We start from the raw sequence: 24,197 nt of genomic DNA, 5'->3' as shown, positions 1-24,197 counted from the left end.
ACATGTTTGTTTCATATAAATGGCTCGCGCAATATGTCGATCTGTCAGGCCAAACTCCACAGGAACTGGCGGAAAAAATTACCCGTGCCGGTATTGAAGTCGAAGGAGTCGAAATCCCTGCTACTGAAATGAAAAATATTGTAGTTGGCTACGTAAAGACACGCGAACAGCATCCGAATGCTGACAAATTAAGCAAATGTCTTGTTGATGTTGGAGAGGAAGAACCTGTACAAATTATCTGTGGCGCGAAAAATGTCGGTGCAGGGCAATATGTTGCTGTGGCAAAAACAGGAGCAGTCCTTCCTGGAAACTTTAAAATTAAACGAGCGAAACTGCGCGGTGAAGAATCAAATGGCATGATCTGCTCGCTATCTGAACTTGGCATTGAAAGCCGTCTCACGCCGAAAGAATACGCAGAAGGTATTTTCAACTTCCCGAATGATGTTACACCAGGAGAAGATGCACTCGTAGCATTAAACCGTGACGATGCCATTCTTGAATTGTCATTGACACCAAACCGCTCTGACGCATTAAGTATGATTGGTGTTGCCTATGAAGTGGCGGCAATTTTAGACCGTGATGTGAATCTTCCTGCACCAAATCCGACTGAATCCGAGGAAAAAGCCTCTGACGCGATTCAAATTCGCATCGATACGCCGAAGGATAATCCGGTTTACATCGCACGCGTTGTGAAAAATATTAAAATTGGCCCATCGCCGATCTGGATGCAAACGTATTTAATGAATGCAGGCGTCCGCCCGCATAATAATGTCGTTGATATCACGAACTACGTCTTGATGGAATACGGTCAGCCGCTTCACGCATTTGACCTGGACCGTCTCGGCTCAAATGAAATCGTTGTTCGTCGCGCGTCTGAAGGCGAAAAATTTGTCACACTCGATGATACAGAACGCACATTGTCTGCCGATCAGCTTGTAATCACAAATGGCAAGGAGCCAGTTGCACTCGCAGGTGTGATGGGCGGAGCCAACTCGGAAGTACATGACGGCACTGTCAATGTGTTAATCGAATCGGCTTATTTTGAAGGCCAGATTGTTCGCACAGCATCGAAAGCACATAGCCTTCGCTCCGAAGCAAGCGCCCGCTTTGAAAAAGGGGTTGATCCGGCACGTATTCAAGCCGCATGTGACCGCGCTGCTGAATTAATGGTGGAACTAGCAAGCGGTACCGTCCTTTCGGGAAGGGTTATAGCCGGTGAATTAGCTATTGAACCAAAACGAGTGTCTATTACGCTTGAAAAATTAAATATGAGACTCGGCACGGATCTTCAAATGGGAGATGTGGAAGATATTTTCCGCCGTCTGCAATTTGAAACAGAAACGAATGGCAATGAGATTACGGTAACAGTGCCAACACGCCGTGGGGATATTACGATTGCCGAAGATTTGACGGAAGAAGTGGCGCGCCTCTACGGGTATGATCACATTCCGCTTACATTGCCGGAAGGAGCTGTGAAGCCAGGTTCGCTTACATCGTATCAATTAGGCCGCCGCGTCGTGCGCCATTATTTAGAAGGAACGGGATTCAATCAGGCAATTACGTATTCTCTTACATCGGCAAAACGCGCATCTGAATTTGCGCTTGAACACCGCGCTCCAGTGGCGCTATCCATGCCGATGAGTGAAGAACGTGCGTATTTGCGTCAAAGCTTGATTCCACATTTAATTGAAGCTGCGGCATACAATAACGCCCGCCAAATACCATCTGTTGCTTTGTATGAAACAGGCTCTATTTATTTAAATGAAGGCGAAAACGTTCAGCCGAAAGAAGAAGAGAGACTTGCGGGTATCGTAACGGGCGTGTGGCATGAACATTTGTGGCAAGGTGAAAAGAAAGCCGTTGATTTCTTTACGGTAAAAGGGATTGTTGAAGGACTTACGGAGCGGATTGGTCTTGCGGAGCGAATCACGTTCCAAAAAGCGGCACCTGTTGGGTTCCATCCGGGTCGTACAGCGGAAGTATTGCTCGACTCTGAATCAATCGGATTTGTCGGGCAGCTTCACCCAACAATCTCTAAAGAAGTGGATGTGAAAGAAGCGTATTTGTTTGAATTGAAGCTTGATGTTTTATTGAATGCATCGCGTGAAGATCTGGCATACACGGCCATTCCACGTCATCCATTTATTAGCCGCGACATCGCGCTTGTTGTCGACAGCACGGTTGAAGCTGCTGCTCTTGAGGCAGTCATTAAACAGGCAGGCGGTACACTTTTAACAAGTGTTCGGGTGTTTGATGTATACGAAGGCGAACGGATGGAAGAAGGCAAAAAATCGGTCGCATTTGCACTAACGTATGCCGACCCAGAGAAAACATTAACAGATGAAGAAGTGACCGCTGTACATGAAAAAGTACTTGCTGCACTAAAAGAACAAGCAGGCGCTGACCTGCGCGCATAATGAGAAAAAGGACTCGATCATGACGATAGGGTCCTTTTTTTGACGCGTTTTTTTACATTCCACGCAGTATATTTTTTGCTTTACCTGTATTGGCAAAATGAAGCTTTGTGAAATGACGCAGCACGCTTTCATCATACGTTTTCATCAATTGGGCAGCTGCTTTATCAACAATGGTCCCGGCGCCTTTCGGAATAGTAAAGCCAGCTTCTTCAGACAGCTTATCCATTTCCTTTAAAAAGGCATAGCGGGCTAGAATCGATGCCGCTGCAACGGCCAGGTGGACGCTTTCGCCTTTCGTACTGAAAAAAACATTTTCACGCACAATATTTTTTTGTTCGTTTAAATAACGATAATACACTGTTTTTTCAGCGAATTGATCGATAAGTACTGCATCTGGTTGTACCGGCGCTATTTTTTCATGCAGTTTGCCGAGTGCCTGATTGTGTAAAATGGCTTTTATTTTTCCTTGTGACATCCCGCTTTCCTGCAAATCGTTGTATTTTTCATTGCGTAAAATAAGCAAGCTGTACGGAATATCTTTCAGTAATTTTTTCGCCACTGACACAATTTCAGGATCTTTCATATCTTTTGAATCACGTACGCCAAGTTCTTTTAATTCCGCAATTCGGCTTTTTTCAACATAAGCAGCAACGACTGTGATCGGACCGAAATAATCACCTGTTCCGACTTCATCGCTGCCTATGATGGACATCGATGCAAATCCATCCGGCAGCACAGTGCTTGACACTGATTTTTTCTTTGGCTCAGCGGTTTTACCGTCCCATTTTGATGATTCTTGAGCGGCATTTTTCCCTTGAAATAGTACTTTTCCAGAACGGTAACCGGTCACAGAACAGCCGTCAACTTTTGCTGAAAAGATGGCACCAGCCGGTAATTTTGCCAAGACTCCATAATGATTTTTCATTTTTTTCAATATTTCATTTGTAACAATTAATACGGTATGACTCAATTCAACAACCTCCAGACTTTCTTCCTTTTCACACTAAAACAGTCGTGGTATGATTAATAACAGGATTTCATGAGAAATGGGGGCCGTACAATTGTCGGACGGACAAAAAACTCGCCTAACAGTTGACATCTACGGATATCAGTACACCATTGTGGGAACTGAATCAGAATACCATATTCGTCGTGTAACGGAAATGGTTGATGATAAAATGCGTGAAATCGGCAACCGTAACGCTACACTGGATACGCAAAAAATTGCGGTGCTGACCGCTGTCAATATGGTGAATGATTACTTGAAGATGGAAGAAGAACTGCACGAAATGAAAATGGAATTAAGCCGTTTGAAAAACAGAACAGCCGTCAATGGCTGAAAAAACTTCTCTCGATTTGGTAGAGAAGTTTTTTTCTGCTACTATTAATAAGGAAAAGCAGGTGACATAGATGGTCAATAAAAAAGATATTATTCGGTTACTTGAAAAAATTGCAGTCTATATGGAATTAAAGGGAGATAATCCGTTTAAAATATCCGCGTTTCGCAAAGCGGCAGCAGCACTAGAAACGGATGACCGCAGTTTGTCTGAAATTGATGATGTGACAAAATTATCAGGCATCGGCAAAGGCACAGCCGCGGTGATTACAGAATACATCGAAACCGGAGAATCAACAGTATTGACAGAACTTGCAGGCGAAGTACCAGAAGGACTTGTTGCGCTGCTAGGGCTGCCGGGACTCGGCGGAAAAAAGATTGCCAAACTATATAAAGAGCTCGGCATTACCAATATGGAAGAATTAAAAGAAGCATGCGAGCAGCATCGTGTACAGGAGCTTGCCGGATTCGGCGCGAAAACGGAAGAGAAAATTCTCGCAGCTGTTGAAAAAGCAGGTACACAGCCGGATCGTCTGCCAATTATGTATATGCTGCCGGTTGCCGAAAAAGTGGAAGCCTATTTAGCTGATCTGCCGCAAGTGACTAAATTCTCGCGTGCAGGCAGTTTGCGCCGCTTGCGTGAAACAGTGAAAGATCTTGATTTTATTATTGCGACAAAAGAACCGGAAAAAGTAAAAGAGAAGCTACTCTCGATTCCGAATAGGAAAGAAATCATTGCGGCCGGACCGACGAAAGTGTCGATCATCATTGACGGCGAGTTTGACGTGTCAATCGATTTTCGCATTGTTGCACCGCCACAGTATGCGAGTGCATTACATCATTTTACCGGTTCAAAAGATCATAACGTGAAAATTCGTCAGATCGCCAAAGAGCGCAATGAAAAGGTGAGCGAATATGGCGTTGAGCAGCGGGACGGTTCGGTAAAAACGTTTGATTCAGAAGAAGCGCTTTACAATCACTTCGACTTGCCTTGGTTTCCGCCTGAAATTCGTGAAGACGGAACGGAAACGGATAAGTATAAAAAAGGTACACTGATCGAGTTGTCTGATATTAAAGGCGATTTGCATATGCATACGGCCTGGTCAGATGGTGCATTTTCGATTGAAGAAATGATTGAAGCATGCCGTGCACGAGGATATGAGTACATGGCCATAACAGACCACTCGCAGTATTTAAAAGTAGCGAATGGGTTGACTGTTGATCGCCTCCTACGTCAAAATGCAGAAATAAAAGAGTGGAATGAAAAATACAGTGATATCGAAGTGTTATCAGGCATTGAAATGGACATTTTACCAGATGGAATGCTTGATTATGAGGACGATGTGCTAAAAGAGCTCGACTTTGTGATCGCATCGATTCATTCAAGTTTTTCACAGCCGCAAAAAAAGATTATGGACCGGTTAAAAACGGCCTTGAATAATCCATATGTAAAATTGATTGCTCACCCGACTGGCCGGATTATTGGCCGCCGTGATGGCTATTCAGTTGATATGGAAGAACTTGTGAAGATTGCTGCAGAAACGAATACAGCACTTGAATTGAATGCAAATCCACACCGTCTCGATTTATCCGCCGATCATTTGAGATGGGCACAGGATGCAGGTGTAAAGATATTCATTAATACAGATGCTCATGCGATTGAGCACCTTAATTTTATGGAAACTGGCGCAAGTGCAGGGCGAAAAGGATGGCTTCGGTCGGAAACGGTTGTGAATACGTGGCCGAAAGAGCGGTTTCTTTCTTTTATACGCGGCCAATGATGTCAATAGAGGAGTGAACCAGATTTGAATAAAAAGGTGCTGGCAACACTTGAATTTGATAAAATTATCCAACAGTTAGCACGTCATGCATCGTCGGATGTCGGGCGAAGCTTTGCAGAAGGTTTAAAGCCCTCTCTTCATGCAGAAGAAGTACAAGTTTGGCTTGATGAAACGGAAGAAGCGGCAGCGGTCCTCCGCATAAAAGGCAATGTACCGCTTGACGGTATTTATGACATCCGTCCGCATGCAAAGCGGGCTCAAATTGGCGGTGTATTAAGCGGCATCGAGCTTGTTCGAATTGCAAGTACGATTTTTGCGAGCCGGGTGATTCGTCAATTTATAGAGGATGTTCGTTTGGAAGGACAGGTGACGTTGCGCATCTTACCGGAGAAAACAGCGGTCATTCCAGTTTTGACAGATCTTGAACATAAAATTAAACGGACGGTTGATGAAAACGGACGAGTTCTTGATTCAGCGAGCGATGAACTACGGCATATTCGTCATGGCATTCGGTCAGCAGAATCGCGAATACGCTCCAAACTCGAAAGCTTGACGCGCGGGCAAAGCGCACAGAAAATGCTGTCGGACGCGATTGTGACGATCCGGAACGACCGTTACGTCATTCCGGTCAAGCAAGAATACCGCTCTCACTATGGCGGCATCGTTCATGATCAGTCTTCATCCGGACAGACGTTATTCGTCGAACCGGCTTCAGTTGTGAATTTAAACAATGAGCTGCGTGAATTGACGGTTAAAGAACAATATGAAGTGGAGAAAATTTTGGGTGAATTAACGATGGAAACAGCAGAACACGCGCCATCATTATTCACAATGACAAAAATGCTGTCGGAAATCGATTTTATTTTTACAAAAGGGAAATTTGCTCATTCGATGAAAGCGACAAAGCCACTCATTAATGAGAATGGTTACATACGTTACATCCAGGCGCGTCATCCACTTTTGCCGACTGATGAAGCGGTACCAAGCGATATTGAAATTGGTCAAGATTATACAGCGATCGTCATTACCGGACCGAATACAGGTGGTAAAACGGTAACGCTAAAAACGACGGGCTTATCCGTTTTAATGGCGCAGTCCGGCTTATTTATTCCGGCTGAATACGGCTCAGAGACGGCTATTTTCCAATCCGTTTTTGCTGACATTGGCGATGAGCAGTCGATTGAGCAAAATTTAAGTACGTTCTCGTCTCATATGGTGAACATTTCTGGTATTTTAAAAGAAGTCGACGATAAAAGCCTTGTGCTATTCGATGAACTCGGTTCTGGAACGGACCCGCAGGAAGGTTCAGCACTGGCCATCTCCATATTGGATGAGGTGATTGCCAGAGGAGCAAGGATTATTGCGACAACGCATTATCCGGAATTGAAAGCATACGGATACAATCGTGAACAGGTTATTAATGCAAGTGTAGAGTTCGATGTTGAAACGCTTAGTCCGACATACCGGTTATTAATCGGAATTCCAGGACGAAGCAACGCATTTGAAATTTCAAAACGAATCGGCCTTGACCCCGAAATTATTAAACGGGCACGTAGTTTAATCGGAGCGGATTCACATGAAGTCGACAATATGATTGCTGCACTTGATACAAGCCGCCGTCAGGCAGAAAAAGATGCACAAGATGCACGCGATTATTTACGCGAAACGGAGAAGCTACATCGTGATCTGCAAAAAGAAGTGATTGCTTATCATGAACAGAAAGAGAAAATGGAAGAAAAAGCGCGTGCTGAAGCGGCTACTATTATTGAAAAGGCAAAAGCAGAAGCGGAAGAAGTGATGCGTGACCTGCGCGCTATACGCTTAGCAGGCGGAGCGAACGTAAAAGAGCATGAACTGATTGAAGCGAGAAAGCGGCTCGAGGGGGCGATACCAGAACAAAAGCAGAAAAAACCGGTAATTGAACCGGCAAAGCGTTCATGGAAACCGGGCGATGAAGTGAAAGTAATCAGTTTCGGCCAAAAAGGCAACATTATTGAAAAAGCAACGGGTGACGAATGGGTTGTTCAAATGGGGATCATTAAAATGAAAGTCGCGGAAAGCGATATGCAATTTATTAAATCAGAAAAAAAGAAAGAGCCAAAACCAATTGCGACCATTCGTGGCAAAGGCCATCACGTATCATCGGAACTTGATTTACGAGGTGAACGATATGAAGATGCACTCAACCGTGTGGAGAAATATTTGGATGACGCACTGCTGGCGGGCTACCACCAAGTATCGATCATTCACGGAAAAGGAACGGGTGCGCTTATGAAAGGGGTGCGCGGTTATTTAACGAAGCACCGGATGGTCTCAAGCATTCGATTTGGCGGGTCTGGAGAAGGTGGACTTGGCGTCACGATCGCTGAATTGAAATAATGAGGAGGCCCCTACTACATGACTGGTTTTTGGGAAAATCAATTTGTACAGCTCGCCGGCTATTACAGCATCGCAACCATTTGTATCATTTTATGTCTGGCTGTTTTTGAACTTGTCACATCCTATCGCAACTGGGAAGAAATAAAGAGTGGCAATATGGCCGTCGCACTGGCAACCGGTGGGAAAATCTTTGGAATCGCGAACGTGTTTCGGCATTCGATCTTAAACAATGATTCGGTGCTGACGATGGCGGGGTGGGGCATTTTTGGATTTATTTTACTTCTCATCGGCTACTTTATGTTTGAATTTTTAACGCCAGGGTTTAATGTTGATAAAGAAATTGAGCGTGATAACCGGGCAGTCGGTTTTCTTTCGTTTATTATTTCAGCAGGGTTGTCGTATATGATTGGCGCGGCGCTTCTGTAAAGAGAAAAGAGGAATTTTCAAATGGAAACATTGGCAAAAGTACTGCTCGGTTTTTGCGCTGCTTTTTTGCTGGTTGGGATTCTATATATGTATTTAAATTAAAGCTGTCGCCACGGCAGCTTTAATTTTCTTGTATAATGAATCAGTATTCATTATACTGTAATGAGAGTACTAATTCTTCTGACAAAGGGGTGGATGAAGATGACTGAAAAACCGTGGCTTGCGCATTATCCGCCGGAAATCCCAGCGACGATTCATTATCCAGAACAGCCGCTTCCGCTTTTTTTAACGAAAGCTGCCGCTGAATATAGGGACAAAATAGCGATTGAATTCCTCGGGAAAAAACTGACCTATAAAGAATTGTATGATTCCGCATTAAAAATGGCTGCCTATTTAAAAAAAATTGGTATCAAAAAAGGAGATCGTGTAGCGATTATGCTGCCGAATAGTCCGCAGGCTGTCATTAGTTTTTACGGTGTTATGTATGCCGGTGCTGTTGTCGTACAATTTAATCCACTATACAAAGAACGGGAAATCGAATACCAGTTGAAAGACTGTGGCGCGAAAGTTATGATTGCGCTCGACCTGTTATATCCACGCATCCAACACATCATCAGCAATACTCAACTTGAACACACTATTGTAACCGCTATCAAAGATTACTTACCATTTCCGAAAAACATTCTGTATCCATTTATTCAAAAGAAACAAACCGGTATGGTTGTCCACATTGAAAACCGGAACAACAATCATCATTTCACCAAAATTATGGCGGGGCCAGCCGTAAAAGAAGAGCTACTAAATATAAATATTGAAAATGATCCTGCTGTTTTGCAGTATACAGGAGGGACGACGGGCTTTCCAAAAGGGGTTATACTGACGCATAAAAACCTTGTGGCGAATGCATCGATGTGTGTCGCGTGGATGTACAAATATCGTCCGGGTGCCGAAATTCTTCTTGGGATCATTCCATTTTTCCACGTGTACGGGATGACGACGGTGATGATTTTATCTGTTATGCAAGGCTATAAAATGGTTTTGCTTCCGAAGTTTGATTCAAAAACGACACTGAAAACGATTCAAAAACAAAAGCCGACGATTTTTCCGGGCGCGCCGACGATTTATATTGCACTTTTGAATGATCCGAACATGACAAAATACGATTTGTCTTCTATTGATGCCTGTATTAGCGGCTCTGCACCGCTTCCTGTAGATATACAGAAAAAGTTTGAGAACGTGACAGGCGGTAAGCTCGTTGAAGGATATGGATTAACGGAAACATCGCCGGTCACTCATGCAAATTTCATCTGGGGCGACCGGATAAAAGGAAGCGTCGGCGTTCCATGGCCGGATACAGATGCTGCTATTTATTCTATGCAAACGAATGAACTGGTGGAAAAACCCGGTGAATTAGGTGAAATTGTCGTGAAGGGTCCGCAAGTAATGAAAGGTTACTGGAACCGTCCTGAAGAAACAGAGCAGTCATTTAAAGACGGCTGGTTGTTAACCGGGGATATTGGCTATATGGATGAAAATGGATTTTTTTATGTCGTCGACCGAAAGAAAGACATAATTATAGCCGGCGGATTCAATATTTATCCACGTGATGTAGAAGAAGTGCTGTATGAGCATGAATCGATTCAAGAAGCCGTCGTTGCGGGTATACCAGATCCATATCGCGGAGAAACGGTAAAAGCGTACATTGTATTAAAAGAGGACCATCATGTTACAGAAAAAGAACTCGATGATTATTGCCGCAAAAATCTTGCTGTATACAAAGTGCCACATGTTTATGATTTCCGAGATGGACTGCCTAAAACAGCTGTCGGGAAAATTTTACGGCGCGTGCTTGTAGACGAAGAAAAGAAAAAACAGGAAGAGAAGGATAACCCTAACTGATGGTCTGCTTGACGAAGTGAAATATTGGTTGTAAGATAAGAACATGAATGAATAGTCATTCATTTCATTTCGGTCAGGAAGGCGACTTGTTTATTATGAAAAAAAACAAACCAAAATATCATCAAATCATCGATGCAGCTGTTATTGCCATTGCTGAAAATGGATACCATCAGACGCAAGTATCCAAAATTGCCAGGCAAGCTGGTGTAGCGGATGGAACGATTTATTTATATTTTAAAAATAAAGAAGACATTCTTATCTCTCTTTTTCAAGAAAAAGTGGGGACGTTCGCTGTAAAGATGAAAGAAAGTATTCAAATAAAAGCGAAAGCAGCTGAGCAATTGAGGATGCTTGTTGAAAATCATTTTACAATGCTGACAGAAGATCCGTATTTAGCCGTTGTGACACAGCTTGAACTGCGTCAGTCTAATAAAGAGCTTCGATTGAAAATTAATGAAGTGCTGAAAGAATATTTGCTGTTAATCGATCAGATTTTACAGGGAGGGATCGACGACGGTGAATTCCGAAGCAATTTAAATATTCGTCTTGCCCGGCAAATGATTTTTGGAACACTTGATGAAATGATTACAACATGGGTTATGAATGATCAAAAGTATGATTTGACTGCATCCGCATCGGACGTTGTAGAAATGCTTTTGAATGGATTTTCAGCTGAAAAGAGGAGATGACATGCTGTATATATCTGTAAGGAAGGAAAGGCGGGTAGCAGAAGTCGTCATGAACCATGCGCCGGCTAATGCACTTGCAAGTGTAGTCATCGCTGAAATGGAACAGGCACTGGATATAATCGAACATGATAATGACGTGCGGGCCGTTATTTTATACGGAGAAGGCCGTTTTTTCTCAGCCGGGGCCGATATAAAAGAATTTACCGCCGTTTCGTCCAAGGGAGAATTTGTAAAAATATCCACAAGAGGACAGCGTTTGATGGAGCGGATCGAAACCTTCCCGAAGCCGATAATTGCCGCGATTCACGGTGCTGCACTCGGCGGCGGATTGGAACTTGCAATGAGCTGTCATATTCGTTATGTCACAGAAAACACGAAACTCGGTTTGCCCGAACTACAGCTCGGTCTTGTGCCGGGCTTCGGCGGAACACAGCGGCTTACCCGATATGTTGGGATGGCGAAAGCGGCGGAAATGATGTTGACAAGTGAACCAATATTAGGTCGTGATGCTGTTCAGTGGGGCCTTGCGAATGCCGCATTTCTAGAAGAGGAATTACTTCAGGAAGCGAGAAGATTAGCACAGAAAATCGCAGCGAAAAGCCCAGTTAGTGTAAAAGCGGCCATGAGCTTACTTCATTATGCAAAACACACCGAATATTATAAGGGGATTGAAAAAGAAGCAGATGTTTTTGGAACCGTTTTTTTATCGGATGATGCGAAAGAAGGCATTAACGCGTTTATTGAAAAACGTTCACCTGACTTTAAAGGCCATTAATAAATGGGAGGGCTGACGATGAACATTTACGTTTTGATGAAAAGAACATTTGACACAGAAGAAAAAATTTCGATTAATGGCGGTCAAATTGAAGAGGATGGCGCTGAATTTATTATTAACCCGTATGATGAATATGCCGTGGAAGAAGCAATTCAAATTCGTGATGCGCATGAAGGTGAAGTAACGGTCGTCTCAGTCGGCAGTGAGGAAGCGGGAAAACAGCTGCGTATGGCTCTTGCGATGGGGGCTGATAAAGCCGTTTTAATCAATACAGAAGATGATCTTAAAGAAGGCGATCAATTTACGACGGCTAAAATTTTAGTGGAATACTTTAAGGATAAAGAAGTGGACCTCATTTTAGCCGGAAACGTCGCGATTGACGGCGGAAGCGGGCAAGTCGGGCCGCGTATAGCAGATATGCTAGGCATTCCATATGTGACGACAATTACGAACATCGATATCGATGGACCAAACGTCTTCGTCACGCGTGATGTTGAAGGTGATTCGGAAATGATTAAGACGTCACTGCCCTTGCTTGTCACATGTCAGCAAGGTTTAAATGATCCGCGTTATCCATCTCTCCCGGGCATTATGAAAGCGAAGAAAAAGCCACTCGAAGAATTGGAACTAGATGACTTGGATCTTGAAGAAGAAGACGTTGAATCGAAAACGAAGATATTGGATATTTTCCTACCTCCAGATAAAACAGCCGGGCGCGTTCTCGAAGGCGACTTGACCCATCAAGTACAGGAACTCGTCAGCTTACTTCGGTCAGAAGCAAAAGTCATTTAATGTTCACTTACAAGAGGGAGGGTTTTTCATGGGAAAGAAAGTACTCGTATTAGGTGAAACCCGTGATGGACAGTTGCGCAACGTGTCGTTTGAAGCTGTTGCTGCCGGCAAAAAAGTGGCGCAAGGCGGTGAAGTGATCGGTGTGTTAATTGGTGAATCTGTCAGTATGCTTGCAAACGAACTCATTCAATACGGTGCAGATCGTGTGCTAACAGTCGAAGATGCAAAACTGTCTCAATATACACCTGATGGCTATTCGCAGGCGTTTATGGCAGTGGTGGAGCAGGAACAGCCTGAAGGGATTGTGTTCGGCCATACGGCACTCGGAAAAGATCTATCACCCAAAATAGCAGCAAAACTTAATGCCGGTTTAATTTCCGATGCCACGTCTGTGGAAGAAGAAGACGGTGCAATTGTGTTTACGCGCCCAATTTATTCCGGAAAAGCATTTGAGAAAATCAATGTAAAAGACAGACTCATATTTGCGACTGTGCGTCCGAATAATATTCAATCGCTTGAAAAAGATGAATCACGTTCAGGTGACGCTACGAGCGTCTCTGTATCCATTACCGATTTGCGTACTGTCATTCAAGATGTCGTCCGTAAAGCAGCTGGCGGTGTGGATTTGTCGGAAGCAAAAGTAATTGTTGCCGGCGGACGTGGTGTGAAAAGCGATGAAGGATTTAAACCTCTCAAAGAACTGGCAGGCGTTCTAGGAGGAGCTGTCGGCGCCTCGAGGGGTGCGTGCGATGCGGGATACTGCGATTATTCCATGCAAATTGGTCAGACAGGTAAGGTTGTGACACCCGATTTATACATTGCATGCGGCATCTCTGGTGCGATTCAGCACCTTGCAGGTATGTCCAACTCCAAAGTGATCGTAGCAATCAACAAAGATCCGGATGCAAATATTTTTAATGTGGCGGATTACGGCATCGTCGGTGATTTGTTTGAAGTTGTGCCGATGTTGTCAGAAGAAATTAAAAAATTGAAAGCGGCTCAACTTTAAATAAAGGTTATTTTCTTCTGTAAGCAAATTAATAGCATCCACTAAAAAACGATGATATACTTTCCTTATTAGTTAGAAACATAGGAGGTATGTATACATGACAATCGTAAAAGCAACTGATCAAAACTTTGCAACTGAAACAGGCAGCGGCCTCGTGCTCGCTGATTTTTGGGCACCTTGGTGCGGGCCATGTAAAATGATCGCTCCGGTTCTTGAAGAATTGCATTCGGAACTTAGTGAAAAAGTGAAAATCGTTAAGCTTGATGTTGACGAAAATCAACAAACAGCAGGCGAATATGGCGTCATGAGTATCCCAACATTGATTCTTTTTAAAGATGGACAGCCAGTTGACAAAGTCATCGGTTACCAGCCAAAAGAAGCACTTGAAGAGCTTATAAATCGCAACGCATAATTAACATGAGGCGTCCCGCTTTAACGGGGGCGCTTTTTTTGTATGAAGGAGGTGATCGTAGTGAATGAACGAATCCGGCATAAATTATCTCTTTTGCCAGATGAACCAGGCTGTTATTTAATGAAAGATCGGCATGGTACGATTATTTATGTGGGCAAGGCAAAAGTATTGAAAAATCGTGTGCGATCCTATTTTACTGGCTCAAATGACGTGAAAACGACTCGTCTCGTCAGTGAAATTGTTGATTTTGAATATATTATAACGTCATCGGATTTAGAAGCGCTTATTTTAGAGCTAAATTTAATTAAAAAACATGATCCGAAATACAACATTATGTTGAAAGATGACAAAAGCTATCCGTTTATTAAGCTGACAGCTGAACGTCATCCGCGCTTAATGATTACACGAAAAGTTAAAAAAGATAAAGCGAAGTATTTTGGTCCTTATCCGAATGCGTATGCCGCAAATGAAACGAAAAAGCTGCTCGATCGCCTTTATCCGCTTAGAAAATGTTCGACGCTGCCAGATCGCGTCTGTCTTTATTACCATATGGGACAGTGTCTCGCACCATGTATAAAAGATGTACCAACCACGACGTACAAAGAAATGGCGGCAGAAATTACTCGGTTTTTAAATGGTGGCCATCATGATGTGAAAAAAACACTTACCGATAAAATGAATGAAGCAGCTGAAAAGCTGGAATTTGAGCGGGCAAAAGAATATCGTGACCAAATATCACACATCGATACGCTTATGGAAAAGCAGAAAATTAACATGGCTGATTTTACGGACCGTGACGTCTTTGGCTACACCGTTGATAAAGGTTGGATGTGTGTACAAGTGTTTTTTGTCAGGCAGGGAAGATTGATCGAGCGCGACGTGTCCACATTCCCTATTTACAGTGAACCGGAAGAAGAATTTTTAACATATCTTGGGCGTTTTTATGAAGCCCCGGAACATTTTAAACCGAAAGAAATTTTACTGCCAAATGCAGTAGACGAACACTTAGCGGAACAACTTATTGGAGTGCCGATGATCAAACCGCAAAGAGGGAAGAAAAAAGAGCTTGTGAAGCTTGCTGAAAATAATGCGAAAGCATCGCTGAGTGAAAAATTCGCATTGATCGACCGGGACGAAGAACGCACCATTAAAGCAGCTGAACAGCTCGGCGAAGTGATGAATATTCATGTACCTTTGCGCATCGAAGCATTTGATAATTCAAACATTCAAGGAACGGCCCCTGTTTCCGCAATGGTCGTATTCATCGACGGGAAGGCGGAGAAAAAAGAGTACCGAAAATATAAAGTTAAAACGGTGATAGGGCCGGATGATTACGGGTCAATGCGTGAAGTCATCCGCCGCCGTTACGCACGTGTTCTGCAGGAACATTTGCCGCTGCCTGATTTAATTATTATCGATGGTGGAAAAGGGCAGATTGAAGCAGCACGTGATATTTTGATGAATGAATTTGGACTCGATATTCCGATTGCCGGCCTTGCGAAAGATGACCGGCACCGTACATCGCAGCTATTATACGGAAACCCACTACAAATTGTACCGCTTAAACATAATAGCCAGGCGTTTTATTTGCTTCAGCGTATTCAAGACGAAGTGCATCGATTCGCGATTACCTTTCACAGACAAATCCGTGGGAAAAGTGCATTTCAGTCTATACTCGATGATATTGAAGGTGTTGGCCCACAGCGGAAAAAGCAGCTATTAAAAACATTCGGGTCATTAAAAAAGTTAAAAGAAGCAACGAAAGAAGAAATTGTTGCAGCGGGCATTCCGGACAAAACAGCGGATGCTGTGTTGAATGCATTGAGAGAAGAATAATGGCTTTCGTTTGGACAATCACGCTGTCGTATCATAGCAAAGCAGGCTGTCTATTGTGGACAGCCCGCTGTATTTATTCCCATTTCACAGTAATATCAACATGCTTACCGCGTTTATTTAAATGGCAGATCGCTTCCGCTGGAGCATCAAATCGTGCCGCAATCTGCTCAGCTAAGAATCCACTTTCAAGCGTAAAAGCAGGATCAGTTTGAACATCAAATCGTCGTTTCGTCAACCCACCGGATAAGCGATAAATCAATTCTTTTTTATTTTCTTTCACAAGTGCAATCTGTCCCCAACCGGCTTCTATAAAAAAAGCGGATAACTCGTCCACGTCTGCACAAGGAAAACGACGGGCTAGTGATTTGCCGCCCCAGTATAAAATATCAGCGGCATCGCTTCCTAAAATATCGCCGAGAAGCACATCGCGAATTAGTTCATAACCAAAAACGGAGACGGACGAATCCGGCTGTACAATCTGTTCCTGCTCTTCATTTTCTTTCGTCAAAATAAACTCCCCACTTTCTCTCTGATATTATATACAATTGCAAGACTTGAAAAAAGCAAATTCTGTTCCGGGGTATGGACAAAAATGTGCCCACCTTTCCTTGACGCTTATACTTTATGAGAGTAAAATGAAGCTTGTCACATCGTAATTTAAACATGTGAAGCAGTATACGAATAATGAAAATATTTGTGTTGTGCTTCAAGAATAAGGAGGGAAAATGATGGCTGACAATCGAGAGTTTTTTTACCGCAGGCTGCACTCATTGCTCGGTGTCATTCCGATTGGGTTGTTTATGACGCAGCACTTAGTCGTCAATCATTTTGCGACGAAAGGAGAAGATGAGTTTAATCAAGCAGCTGACTTTATGGCAAATTTGCCATTTGTTCTAATACTTGAGTCACTCGTCATCTTCTTGCCGCTGTTGTTCCACGCTATTTACGGTTTATACATTGCGTTTACAGCGAAAAATAATGTTGGAACACATGGCTATTTCCGAAACTGGATGTTCATGCTTCAACGTGTGTCAGGCGTTATTACACTCGTATTCATTGCATGGCACGTTTGGGAAACAAGAGTCCAGGCAGCACTCGGGGCAGATGTAGATTTTCAAATGATGGAGAATATTTTAAATAATCCATTCATGCTCGTATTTTACATAGTCGGTGTACTATCAGCTATTTTTCATTTTTCCAATGGTCTATGGTCGTTTTGTGTTGGCTGGGGAATTGCTGTATCACCACGTTCGCAACAAGTCGTTACATATGCAACACTAATTGTTTTTGTCGTTTTATCTATCATCGGTTTGCGTGCAATCTTCGCATTCGTTTAATTATATCGGCAATCAATCGGTTTCTGTAAATAGAAAAATATAATGCAGAACTGGAAAAAAGGGAGTGAATCTCACAATGAATAAAGGTAAAGTTATCATAGTCGGTGGAGGTCTCGCTGGGTTAATGGCTACGATTAAGGTGGCGGAAACGGGTACACCCGTTGAGCTGTTTTCAATTGTTCCGGTAAAACGATCTCACTCCGTTTGTGCACAGGGCGGTATTAACGGTGCTGTTAATACAAAAGGGGAAGGGGATTCTCCGGCGGTCCACTTTGATGATACAGTTTATGGCGGCGATTTTCTTGCCAATCAGCCACCTGTAAAAGCAATGGCAGAAGCTGCACCGGGAATTATTCACTTGCTTGACCGCATGGGTGTTATGTTTAATCGGACACCGGAAGGGCTTCTTGATTTCCGTCGTTTCGGCGGTACACAGCATCACCGGACAGCATTTGCTGGTGCGACAACGGGACAGCAGTTATTGTATGCGCTTGACGAGCAAGTGCGCCGTTACGAAGTAGAAGGTCTTGTGACGAAATATGAAGGCTGGGAATTTCTCGGTTCGATTATTGATGATGAAGGCATTTGCCGCGGGATCGTTGGACAAGACCTTTCAACGATGGATATTCAGTCATTCCCGGGCGACGCAGTTATTATGGCAACCGGCGGACCTGGCATCATATTCGGCAAATCAACGAACTCGATGATCAATACAGGTTCTGCGGCATCCATCGTTTATCAGCAAGGTGCTAGCTACGCAAATGGCGAGTTTATCCAAATTCATCCGACAGCGATTCCAGGCGATGACAAACTTCGTTTAATGAGTGAATCCGCGCGTGGTGAAGGCGGCCGTATTTGGACGTATAAAGATGGGAAGCCGTGGTATTTCCTTGAAGAAAAATATCCGGCATACGGAAACCTTGTGCCGCGTGATATCGCAACACGTGAGATTTTTGATGTGTGTATAAATCAAAAACTCGGTATTAATGGTGAAAACATGGTTTATCTTGATCTTTCTCATAAAGATCCGCATGAACTTGATATTAAACTGGGCGGTATTATTGAAATCTATGAAAAATTCATGGGAGACGATCCGCGTAAAGTGCCGATGAAAATTTTCCCTGCGGTCCATTATTCAATGGGCGGGCTATGGGTTGATTATGAACAGCAGACAAGCATTCCTGGTCTATTTGCAGCTGGTGAGTGTGACTATTCACAGCATGGAGCAAACCGTCTCGGTGCGAACTCGCTTCTTTCCGCTATTTATGGTGGTATGGTCGCAGGACCGAATGCAGTGCGTTATATTAGCGGTTTAGAGAAAAGTGCAGATTCCATCTCTTCTTCTATATTCGACAACCATGCGAAACAGCAAGAAGAAAAGTGGAACGACATTATGTCACTAAACAAAGGGTCAGAAAATGCATACGTTCTTCACAAGGAATTAGGTGAGTGGATGACGGCGAACGTAACGGTTGTCCGCTATAATGATAAACTGCAGAAAACAGACGATAAAATCGTCGAATTGCTTGAGCGTTACAAAAACATCGATATTAATGACACGGCAAAATGGAGCAATCAAGGTGCGATGTTTACGCGTCAGCTGAAGAATATGCTTCACCTTGCCCGCGTTATTACGATCGGTGCATTGAACCGGAATGAAAGCCGCGGCGCGCATTACAAGCCAGACTTCCCGGACCGTAACGATGATCAGTTCATGAAAACAACAATGGCAGCATTTACAGGTGAAAATACTGCGCCCGCTTTTCATTATGAAGACATTGATGTGTCGCTAATTCCGCCTCGTAAACGTGATTATACGAAGACTAAGGAGGAGAAAAAATAATGAACGAGCAAAAAACAGTCCGCTTCATAGTTACACGCCAGGATACGGCTGATTCTGCTCCGTACAATGAAGAGTTTGAAATACCTTACCGCCCGAATATGAATGTTATTTCCGCACTGATGGAAATTCGCCGTAATCCGGTCAATAAAAAAGGTGAAAAAACGACTCCAATTACATGGGATATGAACTGTCTTGAAGAAGTATGCGGCGCATGTTCAATGAATATTAATGGCAAACCGCGCCAGTCCTGTACGGCACTTGTCGATCAGCTCGAGCAGCCGATCCGTCTCGCACCGATGAATACATTCCCGGTTACGCGTGACTTGCAGGTCGACCGTAGCCGTATGTTTGACACGTTGAAACGCGTCAAAGCATGGGTGCCAATTGACGGGACATATGACCTCGGTCCCGGACCGCGTATGCCAGAGCGTAAACGCCAGTGGGCTTATGAATTGTCTAAGTGCATGACGTGTGGGGTGTGCCTTGAAGCGTGCCCGAACGTAAATAGCAAATCTAACTTTATCGGAGCTCAACCGCTTTCACAAGTAAGATTATTCAATGCTCATCCAACAGGTGCAATGAATCGCGATGAACGTCTGGAAACAATTATGAGTGAAGGCGGCCTTGAGGGCTGTGGTAACTCGCAAAATTGTGTGCAATCTTGTCCAAAAGGTATTCCATTAACAACATCGATTGCTGCACTAAACCGTGAAGCAACAGTTCATTCATTCCGTAGATTCTTTGGAAGTGACCATGCAGTTGATTAATGATCAAAAACCTTCAGCAAACGCTGAAGGTTTTTTGTATGTACAGCAGATTTATCTCATTTTAACGGGCAGTAAGACTCCTGTTTCAAAATTTTAAGAGACGCTCATAAGGATAAGTGGAAATGGCCGCGACCAATTTGAGACCATAAGCATATGATATGGTAGCGACGGCTAACCGATAAAGGCCGGCTTGTGAAAGGGTGACATTGTGTGTGGCTGCATCCATCTTAACGAAACGGGAAAAAGAGGTCTTTGACTGGCTTATTGTCGGAAAATCGACATATGATATTGCACAGCTTCTCGGAATTAGCGAAAAAACGGTGCGAAACCATATTTCGAATGGGATTCAAAAACTTGGTGTAAAAGGACGTGCACAGGCGATTGTAGAACTGCTGCGGCTTGGTGAAATTAATTTATGAGCAGTGCTGGTAACCAGCACTGCTTTTCCCTTTTTCCGTTCTCTTGCATTTTAGACGAAAAACAGGGAAAATATACGAGGAAAGATGAATTTTTTTTATGAAGAAGGGAACAGACTAAATTGTCTTCTTCGTAAAAGTATAAGTTGAAATGAAAGTGGAACGAGGCGGAATTGTTGAACAAACCAATTGGCGTAATTGATTCGGGTGTCGGAGGGCTGACAGTAGCGAAAGAAATGATGCGTCAGCTCCCGAAAGAAATGATTTATTATGTAGGTGATACGGCTCGTTGTCCGTATGGGCCGCGGCTGCCAGGTGAAGTACGGAAGTTCACGTGGGAAATGACGCGTTTTTTGGAACGTTACGATATAAAAATGCTTGTCATTGCCTGTAATACAGCGACAGCTGTTGTATTAGAAGAGATCAGAAGAGAAATGCCGATTCCGGTTGTCGGTGTCATTCAGCCGGGGGCACGTGCGGCGATTAAAGAGACGAAAAATCGCCATATAGCAGTCCTTGGAACGATAGGAACGATTAAAAGCGGTGCGTATGAAAAAGCAATTAACGCGACAGATTCAGATGCGAAAATTTATCCGCTTGCCTGTCCAGATTTTGTGCCGCTTGTTGAAAGCGGTGAGTATAGAAGTGAACGGGCAAAAGAAATTGTAGCCGCAACGTTGCAGCCACTGAAAAAAACGCCTGCTGATACGGTTATTTTAGGATGCACTCACTATCCACTATTAGAACCGATTATTGCTGAATTCATGGGACCAGATGTATCGGTCATTAGTTCTGGCGATGAAACAGCGTATGGTGTCAGTTCGATACTTGAATTTAATGATATGATGGCTGAAGGTGAAATGCCGGCACATCGTTTTTTTACAACAGGTCGTACAAAATCGTTTTATACAATTGCCTCTGACTGGCTCGGGGACACATCCATTCAAATTAAGAACATTCAGCTGGCGTAATGCCGGCTTTTTTTTTGTTCTGCGAAAAAAAGCGGTTCATATACATGTACCATTGCATATTCAGGAGGGCGATCTGTGTGCGTTTATTTCGGAAAGCAGCATTTGTTGCCACGATTATGGTCATGTCAGGCTGCAGTTATCCATTTGGACAGGACAGCGAAACAGATGAGTTGCCGAAGCGCGTTGTCTATTCAGAATCAGAAGTGGACAGTCCGGCATCGGCAGACGAGACGATCATGGCCGAACTGTATGTAATCGACGAGAATAATCTTGTTGTCCCACAGGCAGTGCCTATTGAACAGGCTGATAACGAAGAAAAAGCAGCCTTACAGTACATGGCTGCAGGAGAAATTGGGAATGGATTCCGCACACCGCTGCCTGAAGGGACGGTTATTGAAAATGTAGAAATAAAAGGGAAAGAAGCTGTTGTGAGCGTGTCGGGAGCGTTTGCGGATTATGCACCAGAAGATGAAGCGAATATTGCAGCAGCGATCACATGGACAGTGACAGGTTTCGGGAAAGCAGACCGCGTTCAAATTGAATTGGACGGAAAAAGATTGCAAACGATGCCGATCGGTGGAATGCCGATTGCAGCGTCGGGTATGCAGCGGGAAGATGGTATTAATATGGGGGCAAGCTATGCCAAAACAGGTGCAACGAAACCATTAACCGTCTATTTTTCTGCACAAAATGAACAGGGGCCGTATTATGTGCCGGTGACGCGTCGAATTTCAGCTGATACAAAGGATCTTGTTTCAGCAGCAGTAGCTGAACTATCAAAAGGACCAGATGCGGGAAGCGGCCTTGCTTCCGAGCTCATGCCAGGAACGAAACTCGTCGAGGCGCCTACTGTACAAAAAGGACTGGCTGTGTTGCATTTTAATGATGCCATTCTAGAAAACAACGGAGAAGCGCTTCTTTCCAGCCGTGTACTAAAGCCGCTTGCGTTAACACTTGCCGAATCAGCTGGCATTGAGAGCATGGCCATTCATGTAGATGGGAAATCAAATGTAAAGCTTGAAACGGGTGAACAAGTACCAGCTTCTATCACGGCTCCATTGTTTATCAATCAACAAAGTATTGTTTCAGCAGAATGAAGATTTGACAGATGCGCGCAAATTCCGGAAAATGGACAACGGACGAAGTAAAAACGGAGGTTATGAATGATGCGCATAGATGGACGAACGGAATATGAACTGAGACCAGTAACGATTGAACCCCATTTTCTAACACATCCGGAAGGATCGGTTTTAATTTCAGTCGGTCAAACGAAAGTGATCTGTACAGCGAGCATTGAAGATCGTGTACCTCCTTTTATGCGGGGGAGCGGCAAAGGATGGGTAACGGCCGAATATGCCATGATTCCTCGTGCGACAGGACAGCGCAACATGCGTGAATCGACGAAAGGAAAAGTAACCGGACGAACGATGGAAATTCAGCGTCTAATCGGCAGAGCGCTCCGGGCTGTCGTCGATCTTGACGTCATTGGCGAACGTACTGTGTGGATCGACTGTGATGTCATTCAAGCAGACGGTGGAACGAGAACAGCGGCCATTACCGGTGCATTTATAGCGATGACTTTGGCACTTCATAAACTTGCCATTGAAAAGGATTTTCAGGCGTATCCAATTACTGATTTTTTGGCAGCGACAAGTGTGGGAATCATCAAAGAGCACGGTGTCGTGGTAGATTTAAATTATGAAGAAGACAGCACGGCTGCAGTCGATATGAATGTCGTCATGACGGGATCAGGACAATTTGTCGAAGTGCAGGGAACCGGAGAAGAGGCGACATTTTCGATGAATGAACTACAGCAGCTACTCGAAGCCGCGCAATCTGGAATGAAAGAACTTTTCGAGACTCAGTCAGACGTTCTTGGCGTTGCGGCAGACCTTATTAATGAAAGGAAGGCCGAGCAGTGAACGAAGTTATAATTGCCACGAAAAACAGTGGAAAAGCAAAAGAATTTGTACAATTGTTCGAATCATATGGAATCACTGTCAAAACATTAATCGACTACCCAGAACTGCCGGACGTAGAAGAAACAGGCGAAACGTTTGAAGAAAACGCGCTCTTAAAAGCAGAATCAGCCGCCCGCTTAACTGGCCAGCCAGCCATTGCGGATGACTCCGGACTCGTCATCGATGCCTTAGACGGCAGACCAGGCGTCTATTCCGCTCGATATGCAGGGATTGATAAAGATGACAAAGCGAACAATAGGAAAGTTCTTAAGGAAATGGCTGGAGCAGTAGATGATCGCCGAAGCGCCCGTTTTAAATGTGTTCTCGCGGTTTCATTTCCAGACGATCGGGAACCTATAATAGTAGAAGGTAACTGTGAGGGCCGCATTGCTTATGAAGAAAGCGGCACAAATGGATTCGGATATGATCCGTTATTTATTCCAGATGGATTTGATCAAACAATGGCGCAACTTGAGCCAGATGTAAAAAATAAGATCAGCCATCGGGCAAATGCCCTTCGAAAATTACAGGTATCCTTAACCGAATTGGAAGGTGAACTGAAATGAAACTGCTTGTTGTCAGTGATAGCCACGGATGGAATACAGTTTTAACAGATTTGAAACGCCGCTATGCAAACAAAGTCGATGCGATGATTCATTGCGGCGACTCGGAGCTTAACGCAGACGATCCTGCTCTAGAAGGCTATACGATTGTGCGAGGGAATTGCGATATGGAAGATCAGTTTCCAAATGATGTGTTAGAGAGCATTGAAGATGCCCGCGTATTCGTCACGCATGGTCATCGATATGATGTGAAAATGACACTCTTGAATCTATCGTATAAAGCGAAAGAAAACAGTGCTGAATTCGTTTTCTTCGGTCACACACATACAGCGGGCGTCGAACAGCAGGATGGTGTCATATACTTAAACCCAGGCAGTATCTCGCTCCCTAAAGGCCGCCGTGAAAAAACGTATGCCATTGTAGAAGTGGACAAGAAAAAAACGGTCGTCCGCTTTTATGATGAAAAACATCATGAAATTGAAGAAATGCAAACAAAATTTAACCGCTGATTGATAGGAAGCGGGTGCCCCGCACGTTTCATGCGGGGCTTTTTAAAAACGAGTGGTCAGAATCAAGATAAAGTGCCCT

Annotated in this window: 23 protein-coding genes; 21 read left to right on the top strand and 2 right to left on the bottom strand. The window is 43.9% G+C overall.

The genetic code is table 11. The features are described from left to right. The first annotated feature begins 2 nt into the window (after positions 1 to 2). Complete coding sequence (gene pheT, locus A3M5_RS0112475; protein WP_018394118.1) at positions 3 to 2,417, top strand: phenylalanine--tRNA ligase subunit beta; 2,415 nt, start codon at positions 3 to 5, stop codon at positions 2,415 to 2,417. A gap of 52 nt (positions 2,418 to 2,469) precedes the next feature. Here pheT and rnhC read toward each other — a convergent pair whose 3' ends face one another. Beyond that, complete coding sequence (gene rnhC / locus A3M5_RS0112470) at positions 2,470 to 3,387, bottom strand: ribonuclease HIII (RefSeq protein ID WP_018394117.1); 918 nt, start codon at positions 3,385 to 3,387, stop codon at positions 2,470 to 2,472. 91 nt (positions 3,388 to 3,478) lie between these two features. On the opposite strand from rnhC, the gene zapA reads away from it, so the two are divergent. The 11 genes from zapA (at position 3,479) to uvrC (ending at position 15,751) form a co-directional block, all read left to right on the top strand. Next, entirely contained in the window at positions 3,479 to 3,757 is a 279-nt protein-coding gene (gene zapA / locus A3M5_RS0112465; protein WP_018394116.1) for a cell division protein ZapA, read from the top strand. Between the two features lie 70 nt (positions 3,758 to 3,827). After that, positions 3,828 to 5,534, top strand: coding sequence for a DNA polymerase/3'-5' exonuclease PolX (polX, locus tag A3M5_RS0112460; protein ID WP_018394115.1), 1,707 nt, complete (start codon positions 3,828 to 3,830; stop codon positions 5,532 to 5,534). Positions 5,535 to 5,558: 24 nt separating this feature from the next. After that, on the top strand, positions 5,559 to 7,913 hold the full coding sequence (locus tag A3M5_RS0112455; protein ID WP_018394114.1) for an endonuclease MutS2: 2,355 nt from the start codon (positions 5,559 to 5,561) through the stop codon (positions 7,911 to 7,913). 18 nt (positions 7,914 to 7,931) lie between these two features. Further along, a complete protein-coding gene (locus A3M5_RS0112450; RefSeq protein ID WP_018394113.1) occupies positions 7,932 to 8,339 on the top strand; it encodes a DUF350 domain-containing protein in 408 nt (135 codons plus the stop codon). Positions 8,340 to 8,540: 201 nt separating this feature from the next. Further along, positions 8,541 to 10,238 carry a long-chain-fatty-acid--CoA ligase gene (locus A3M5_RS0112440; RefSeq protein ID WP_018394112.1) on the top strand — a complete coding sequence of 566 codons (1,698 nt, stop codon included), beginning with the start codon at positions 8,541 to 8,543 and terminating at the stop codon, positions 10,236 to 10,238. Positions 10,239 to 10,333: 95 nt separating this feature from the next. Further along, a complete protein-coding gene (fadR, locus tag A3M5_RS0112435) occupies positions 10,334 to 10,927 on the top strand; it encodes a fatty acid metabolism transcriptional regulator FadR (protein ID WP_026221712.1) in 594 nt (197 codons plus the stop codon). Between the two features lies 1 nt (position 10,928). Next, entirely contained in the window at positions 10,929 to 11,702 is a 774-nt protein-coding gene (locus A3M5_RS0112430; protein WP_018394110.1) for an enoyl-CoA hydratase, read from the top strand. An 18-nt stretch (positions 11,703 to 11,720) separates the two neighbouring features. Further along, positions 11,721 to 12,494, top strand: coding sequence for an electron transfer flavoprotein subunit beta/FixA family protein (locus tag A3M5_RS0112425; RefSeq protein ID WP_018394109.1), 774 nt, complete (start codon positions 11,721 to 11,723; stop codon positions 12,492 to 12,494). 28 nt (positions 12,495 to 12,522) lie between these two features. After that, the gene (locus A3M5_RS0112420; RefSeq protein ID WP_018394108.1) at positions 12,523 to 13,503 is read left to right on the top strand and encodes an electron transfer flavoprotein subunit alpha/FixB family protein; all 981 of its coding nucleotides are present in this window, start codon (positions 12,523 to 12,525) and stop codon (positions 13,501 to 13,503) included. Between the two features lie 97 nt (positions 13,504 to 13,600). Continuing rightward, the gene (gene trxA / locus A3M5_RS0112415; RefSeq protein WP_018394107.1) at positions 13,601 to 13,915 is read left to right on the top strand and encodes a thioredoxin; all 315 of its coding nucleotides are present in this window, start codon (positions 13,601 to 13,603) and stop codon (positions 13,913 to 13,915) included. Positions 13,916 to 13,975: 60 nt separating this feature from the next. Then, a complete protein-coding gene (uvrC, locus tag A3M5_RS0112410) occupies positions 13,976 to 15,751 on the top strand; it encodes an excinuclease ABC subunit UvrC (RefSeq protein WP_018394106.1) in 1,776 nt (591 codons plus the stop codon). Positions 15,752 to 15,824: 73 nt separating this feature from the next. Here the strand turns inward: uvrC and A3M5_RS0112405 are convergent, their stop codons facing one another. Further along, positions 15,825 to 16,259, bottom strand: a complete 435-nt coding sequence (locus tag A3M5_RS0112405; protein ID WP_018394105.1) for a YslB family protein — start codon at positions 16,257 to 16,259, stop codon at positions 15,825 to 15,827. Positions 16,260 to 16,479: 220 nt separating this feature from the next. Between A3M5_RS0112405 and A3M5_RS0112400 the strand changes: the two genes are divergently transcribed. From A3M5_RS0112400 to A3M5_RS0112355, 9 genes are all read left to right on the top strand, one after another. Further along, a complete protein-coding gene (locus A3M5_RS0112400) occupies positions 16,480 to 17,088 on the top strand; it encodes a succinate dehydrogenase cytochrome b558 subunit (protein WP_018394104.1) in 609 nt (202 codons plus the stop codon). Between the two features lie 76 nt (positions 17,089 to 17,164). Beyond that, positions 17,165 to 18,931, top strand: a complete 1,767-nt coding sequence (gene sdhA, locus A3M5_RS0112395) for a succinate dehydrogenase flavoprotein subunit (protein ID WP_018394103.1) — start codon at positions 17,165 to 17,167, stop codon at positions 18,929 to 18,931. Continuing rightward, complete coding sequence (gene sdhB, locus A3M5_RS0112390) at positions 18,931 to 19,698, top strand: succinate dehydrogenase iron-sulfur subunit (RefSeq protein ID WP_018394102.1); 768 nt, start codon at positions 18,931 to 18,933, stop codon at positions 19,696 to 19,698. Before sdhA ends, sdhB begins: the two co-directional genes overlap by 1 nt. A gap of 212 nt (positions 19,699 to 19,910) precedes the next feature. After that, positions 19,911 to 20,117 (top strand): helix-turn-helix domain-containing protein, encoded by a 207-nt coding sequence (locus A3M5_RS0112380; protein WP_018394100.1) that lies wholly within the window; start codon positions 19,911 to 19,913, stop codon positions 20,115 to 20,117. A gap of 173 nt (positions 20,118 to 20,290) precedes the next feature. Continuing rightward, on the top strand, positions 20,291 to 21,085 hold the full coding sequence (gene racE / locus A3M5_RS0112375) for a glutamate racemase (protein ID WP_018394099.1): 795 nt from the start codon (positions 20,291 to 20,293) through the stop codon (positions 21,083 to 21,085). Between the two features lie 77 nt (positions 21,086 to 21,162). Next, a complete protein-coding gene (locus tag A3M5_RS22960) occupies positions 21,163 to 22,182 on the top strand; it encodes a GerMN domain-containing protein (protein ID WP_018394098.1) in 1,020 nt (339 codons plus the stop codon). Positions 22,183 to 22,251: 69 nt separating this feature from the next. Next, positions 22,252 to 23,007: a ribonuclease PH gene (gene rph, locus A3M5_RS0112365; protein ID WP_026221710.1), complete on the top strand. Its 756-nt coding sequence runs from the start codon at positions 22,252 to 22,254 to the stop codon at positions 23,005 to 23,007. Next, complete coding sequence (locus A3M5_RS0112360; protein WP_018394096.1) at positions 23,004 to 23,612, top strand: XTP/dITP diphosphatase; 609 nt, start codon at positions 23,004 to 23,006, stop codon at positions 23,610 to 23,612. The genes rph and A3M5_RS0112360 overlap by 4 nt, the downstream gene beginning before the upstream one ends. After that, complete coding sequence (locus A3M5_RS0112355; RefSeq protein ID WP_018394095.1) at positions 23,609 to 24,118, top strand: metallophosphoesterase; 510 nt, start codon at positions 23,609 to 23,611, stop codon at positions 24,116 to 24,118. Before A3M5_RS0112360 ends, A3M5_RS0112355 begins: the two co-directional genes overlap by 4 nt. Positions 24,119 to 24,197 lie beyond the last annotated feature (79 nt).

Source organism: Bacillus sp. 37MA, from assembly GCF_000372765.1.
Taxonomy (GTDB): Bacteria; Bacillota; Bacilli; order Bacillales; family Domibacillaceae; genus Domibacillus; species Domibacillus aminovorans.
Note: the sequence above shows the minus strand (reverse complement) of the source record. Positions and strands in the feature narration are given on the sequence as shown.

Excerpts from the sequence above, each read along its gene's own strand:
- polX (WP_018394115.1), top strand. The coding sequence starts at position 3,828 with ATGGTCAATAAAAAAGATATTATTCGGTTACTTGAAAAAATTGCAGTC.
- A3M5_RS0112420 (WP_018394108.1), top strand. The coding sequence starts at position 12,523 with ATGGGAAAGAAAGTACTCGTATTAGGTGAAACCCGTGATGGACAGTTG.
- sdhA (WP_018394103.1), top strand. The coding sequence starts at position 17,165 with ATGAATAAAGGTAAAGTTATCATAGTCGGTGGAGGTCTCGCTGGGTTA.
- A3M5_RS0112425 (WP_018394109.1), top strand. The coding sequence starts at position 11,721 with ATGAACATTTACGTTTTGATGAAAAGAACATTTGACACAGAAGAAAAA.
- A3M5_RS0112450 (WP_018394113.1), top strand. The coding sequence starts at position 7,932 with ATGACTGGTTTTTGGGAAAATCAATTTGTACAGCTCGCCGGCTATTAC.
- rph (WP_026221710.1), top strand. The coding sequence starts at position 22,252 with ATGCGCATAGATGGACGAACGGAATATGAACTGAGACCAGTAACGATT.
- sdhB (WP_018394102.1), top strand. The coding sequence starts at position 18,931 with ATGAACGAGCAAAAAACAGTCCGCTTCATAGTTACACGCCAGGATACG.
- pheT (WP_018394118.1), top strand. The coding sequence starts at position 3 with ATGTTTGTTTCATATAAATGGCTCGCGCAATATGTCGATCTGTCAGGC.
- A3M5_RS0112355 (WP_018394095.1), top strand. The coding sequence starts at position 23,609 with ATGAAACTGCTTGTTGTCAGTGATAGCCACGGATGGAATACAGTTTTA.
- trxA (WP_018394107.1), top strand. The coding sequence starts at position 13,601 with ATGACAATCGTAAAAGCAACTGATCAAAACTTTGCAACTGAAACAGGC.
- A3M5_RS0112400 (WP_018394104.1), top strand. The coding sequence starts at position 16,480 with ATGGCTGACAATCGAGAGTTTTTTTACCGCAGGCTGCACTCATTGCTC.
- fadR (WP_026221712.1), top strand. The coding sequence starts at position 10,334 with ATGAAAAAAAACAAACCAAAATATCATCAAATCATCGATGCAGCTGTT.
- A3M5_RS0112440 (WP_018394112.1), top strand. The coding sequence starts at position 8,541 with ATGACTGAAAAACCGTGGCTTGCGCATTATCCGCCGGAAATCCCAGCG.
- A3M5_RS0112430 (WP_018394110.1), top strand. The coding sequence starts at position 10,929 with ATGCTGTATATATCTGTAAGGAAGGAAAGGCGGGTAGCAGAAGTCGTC.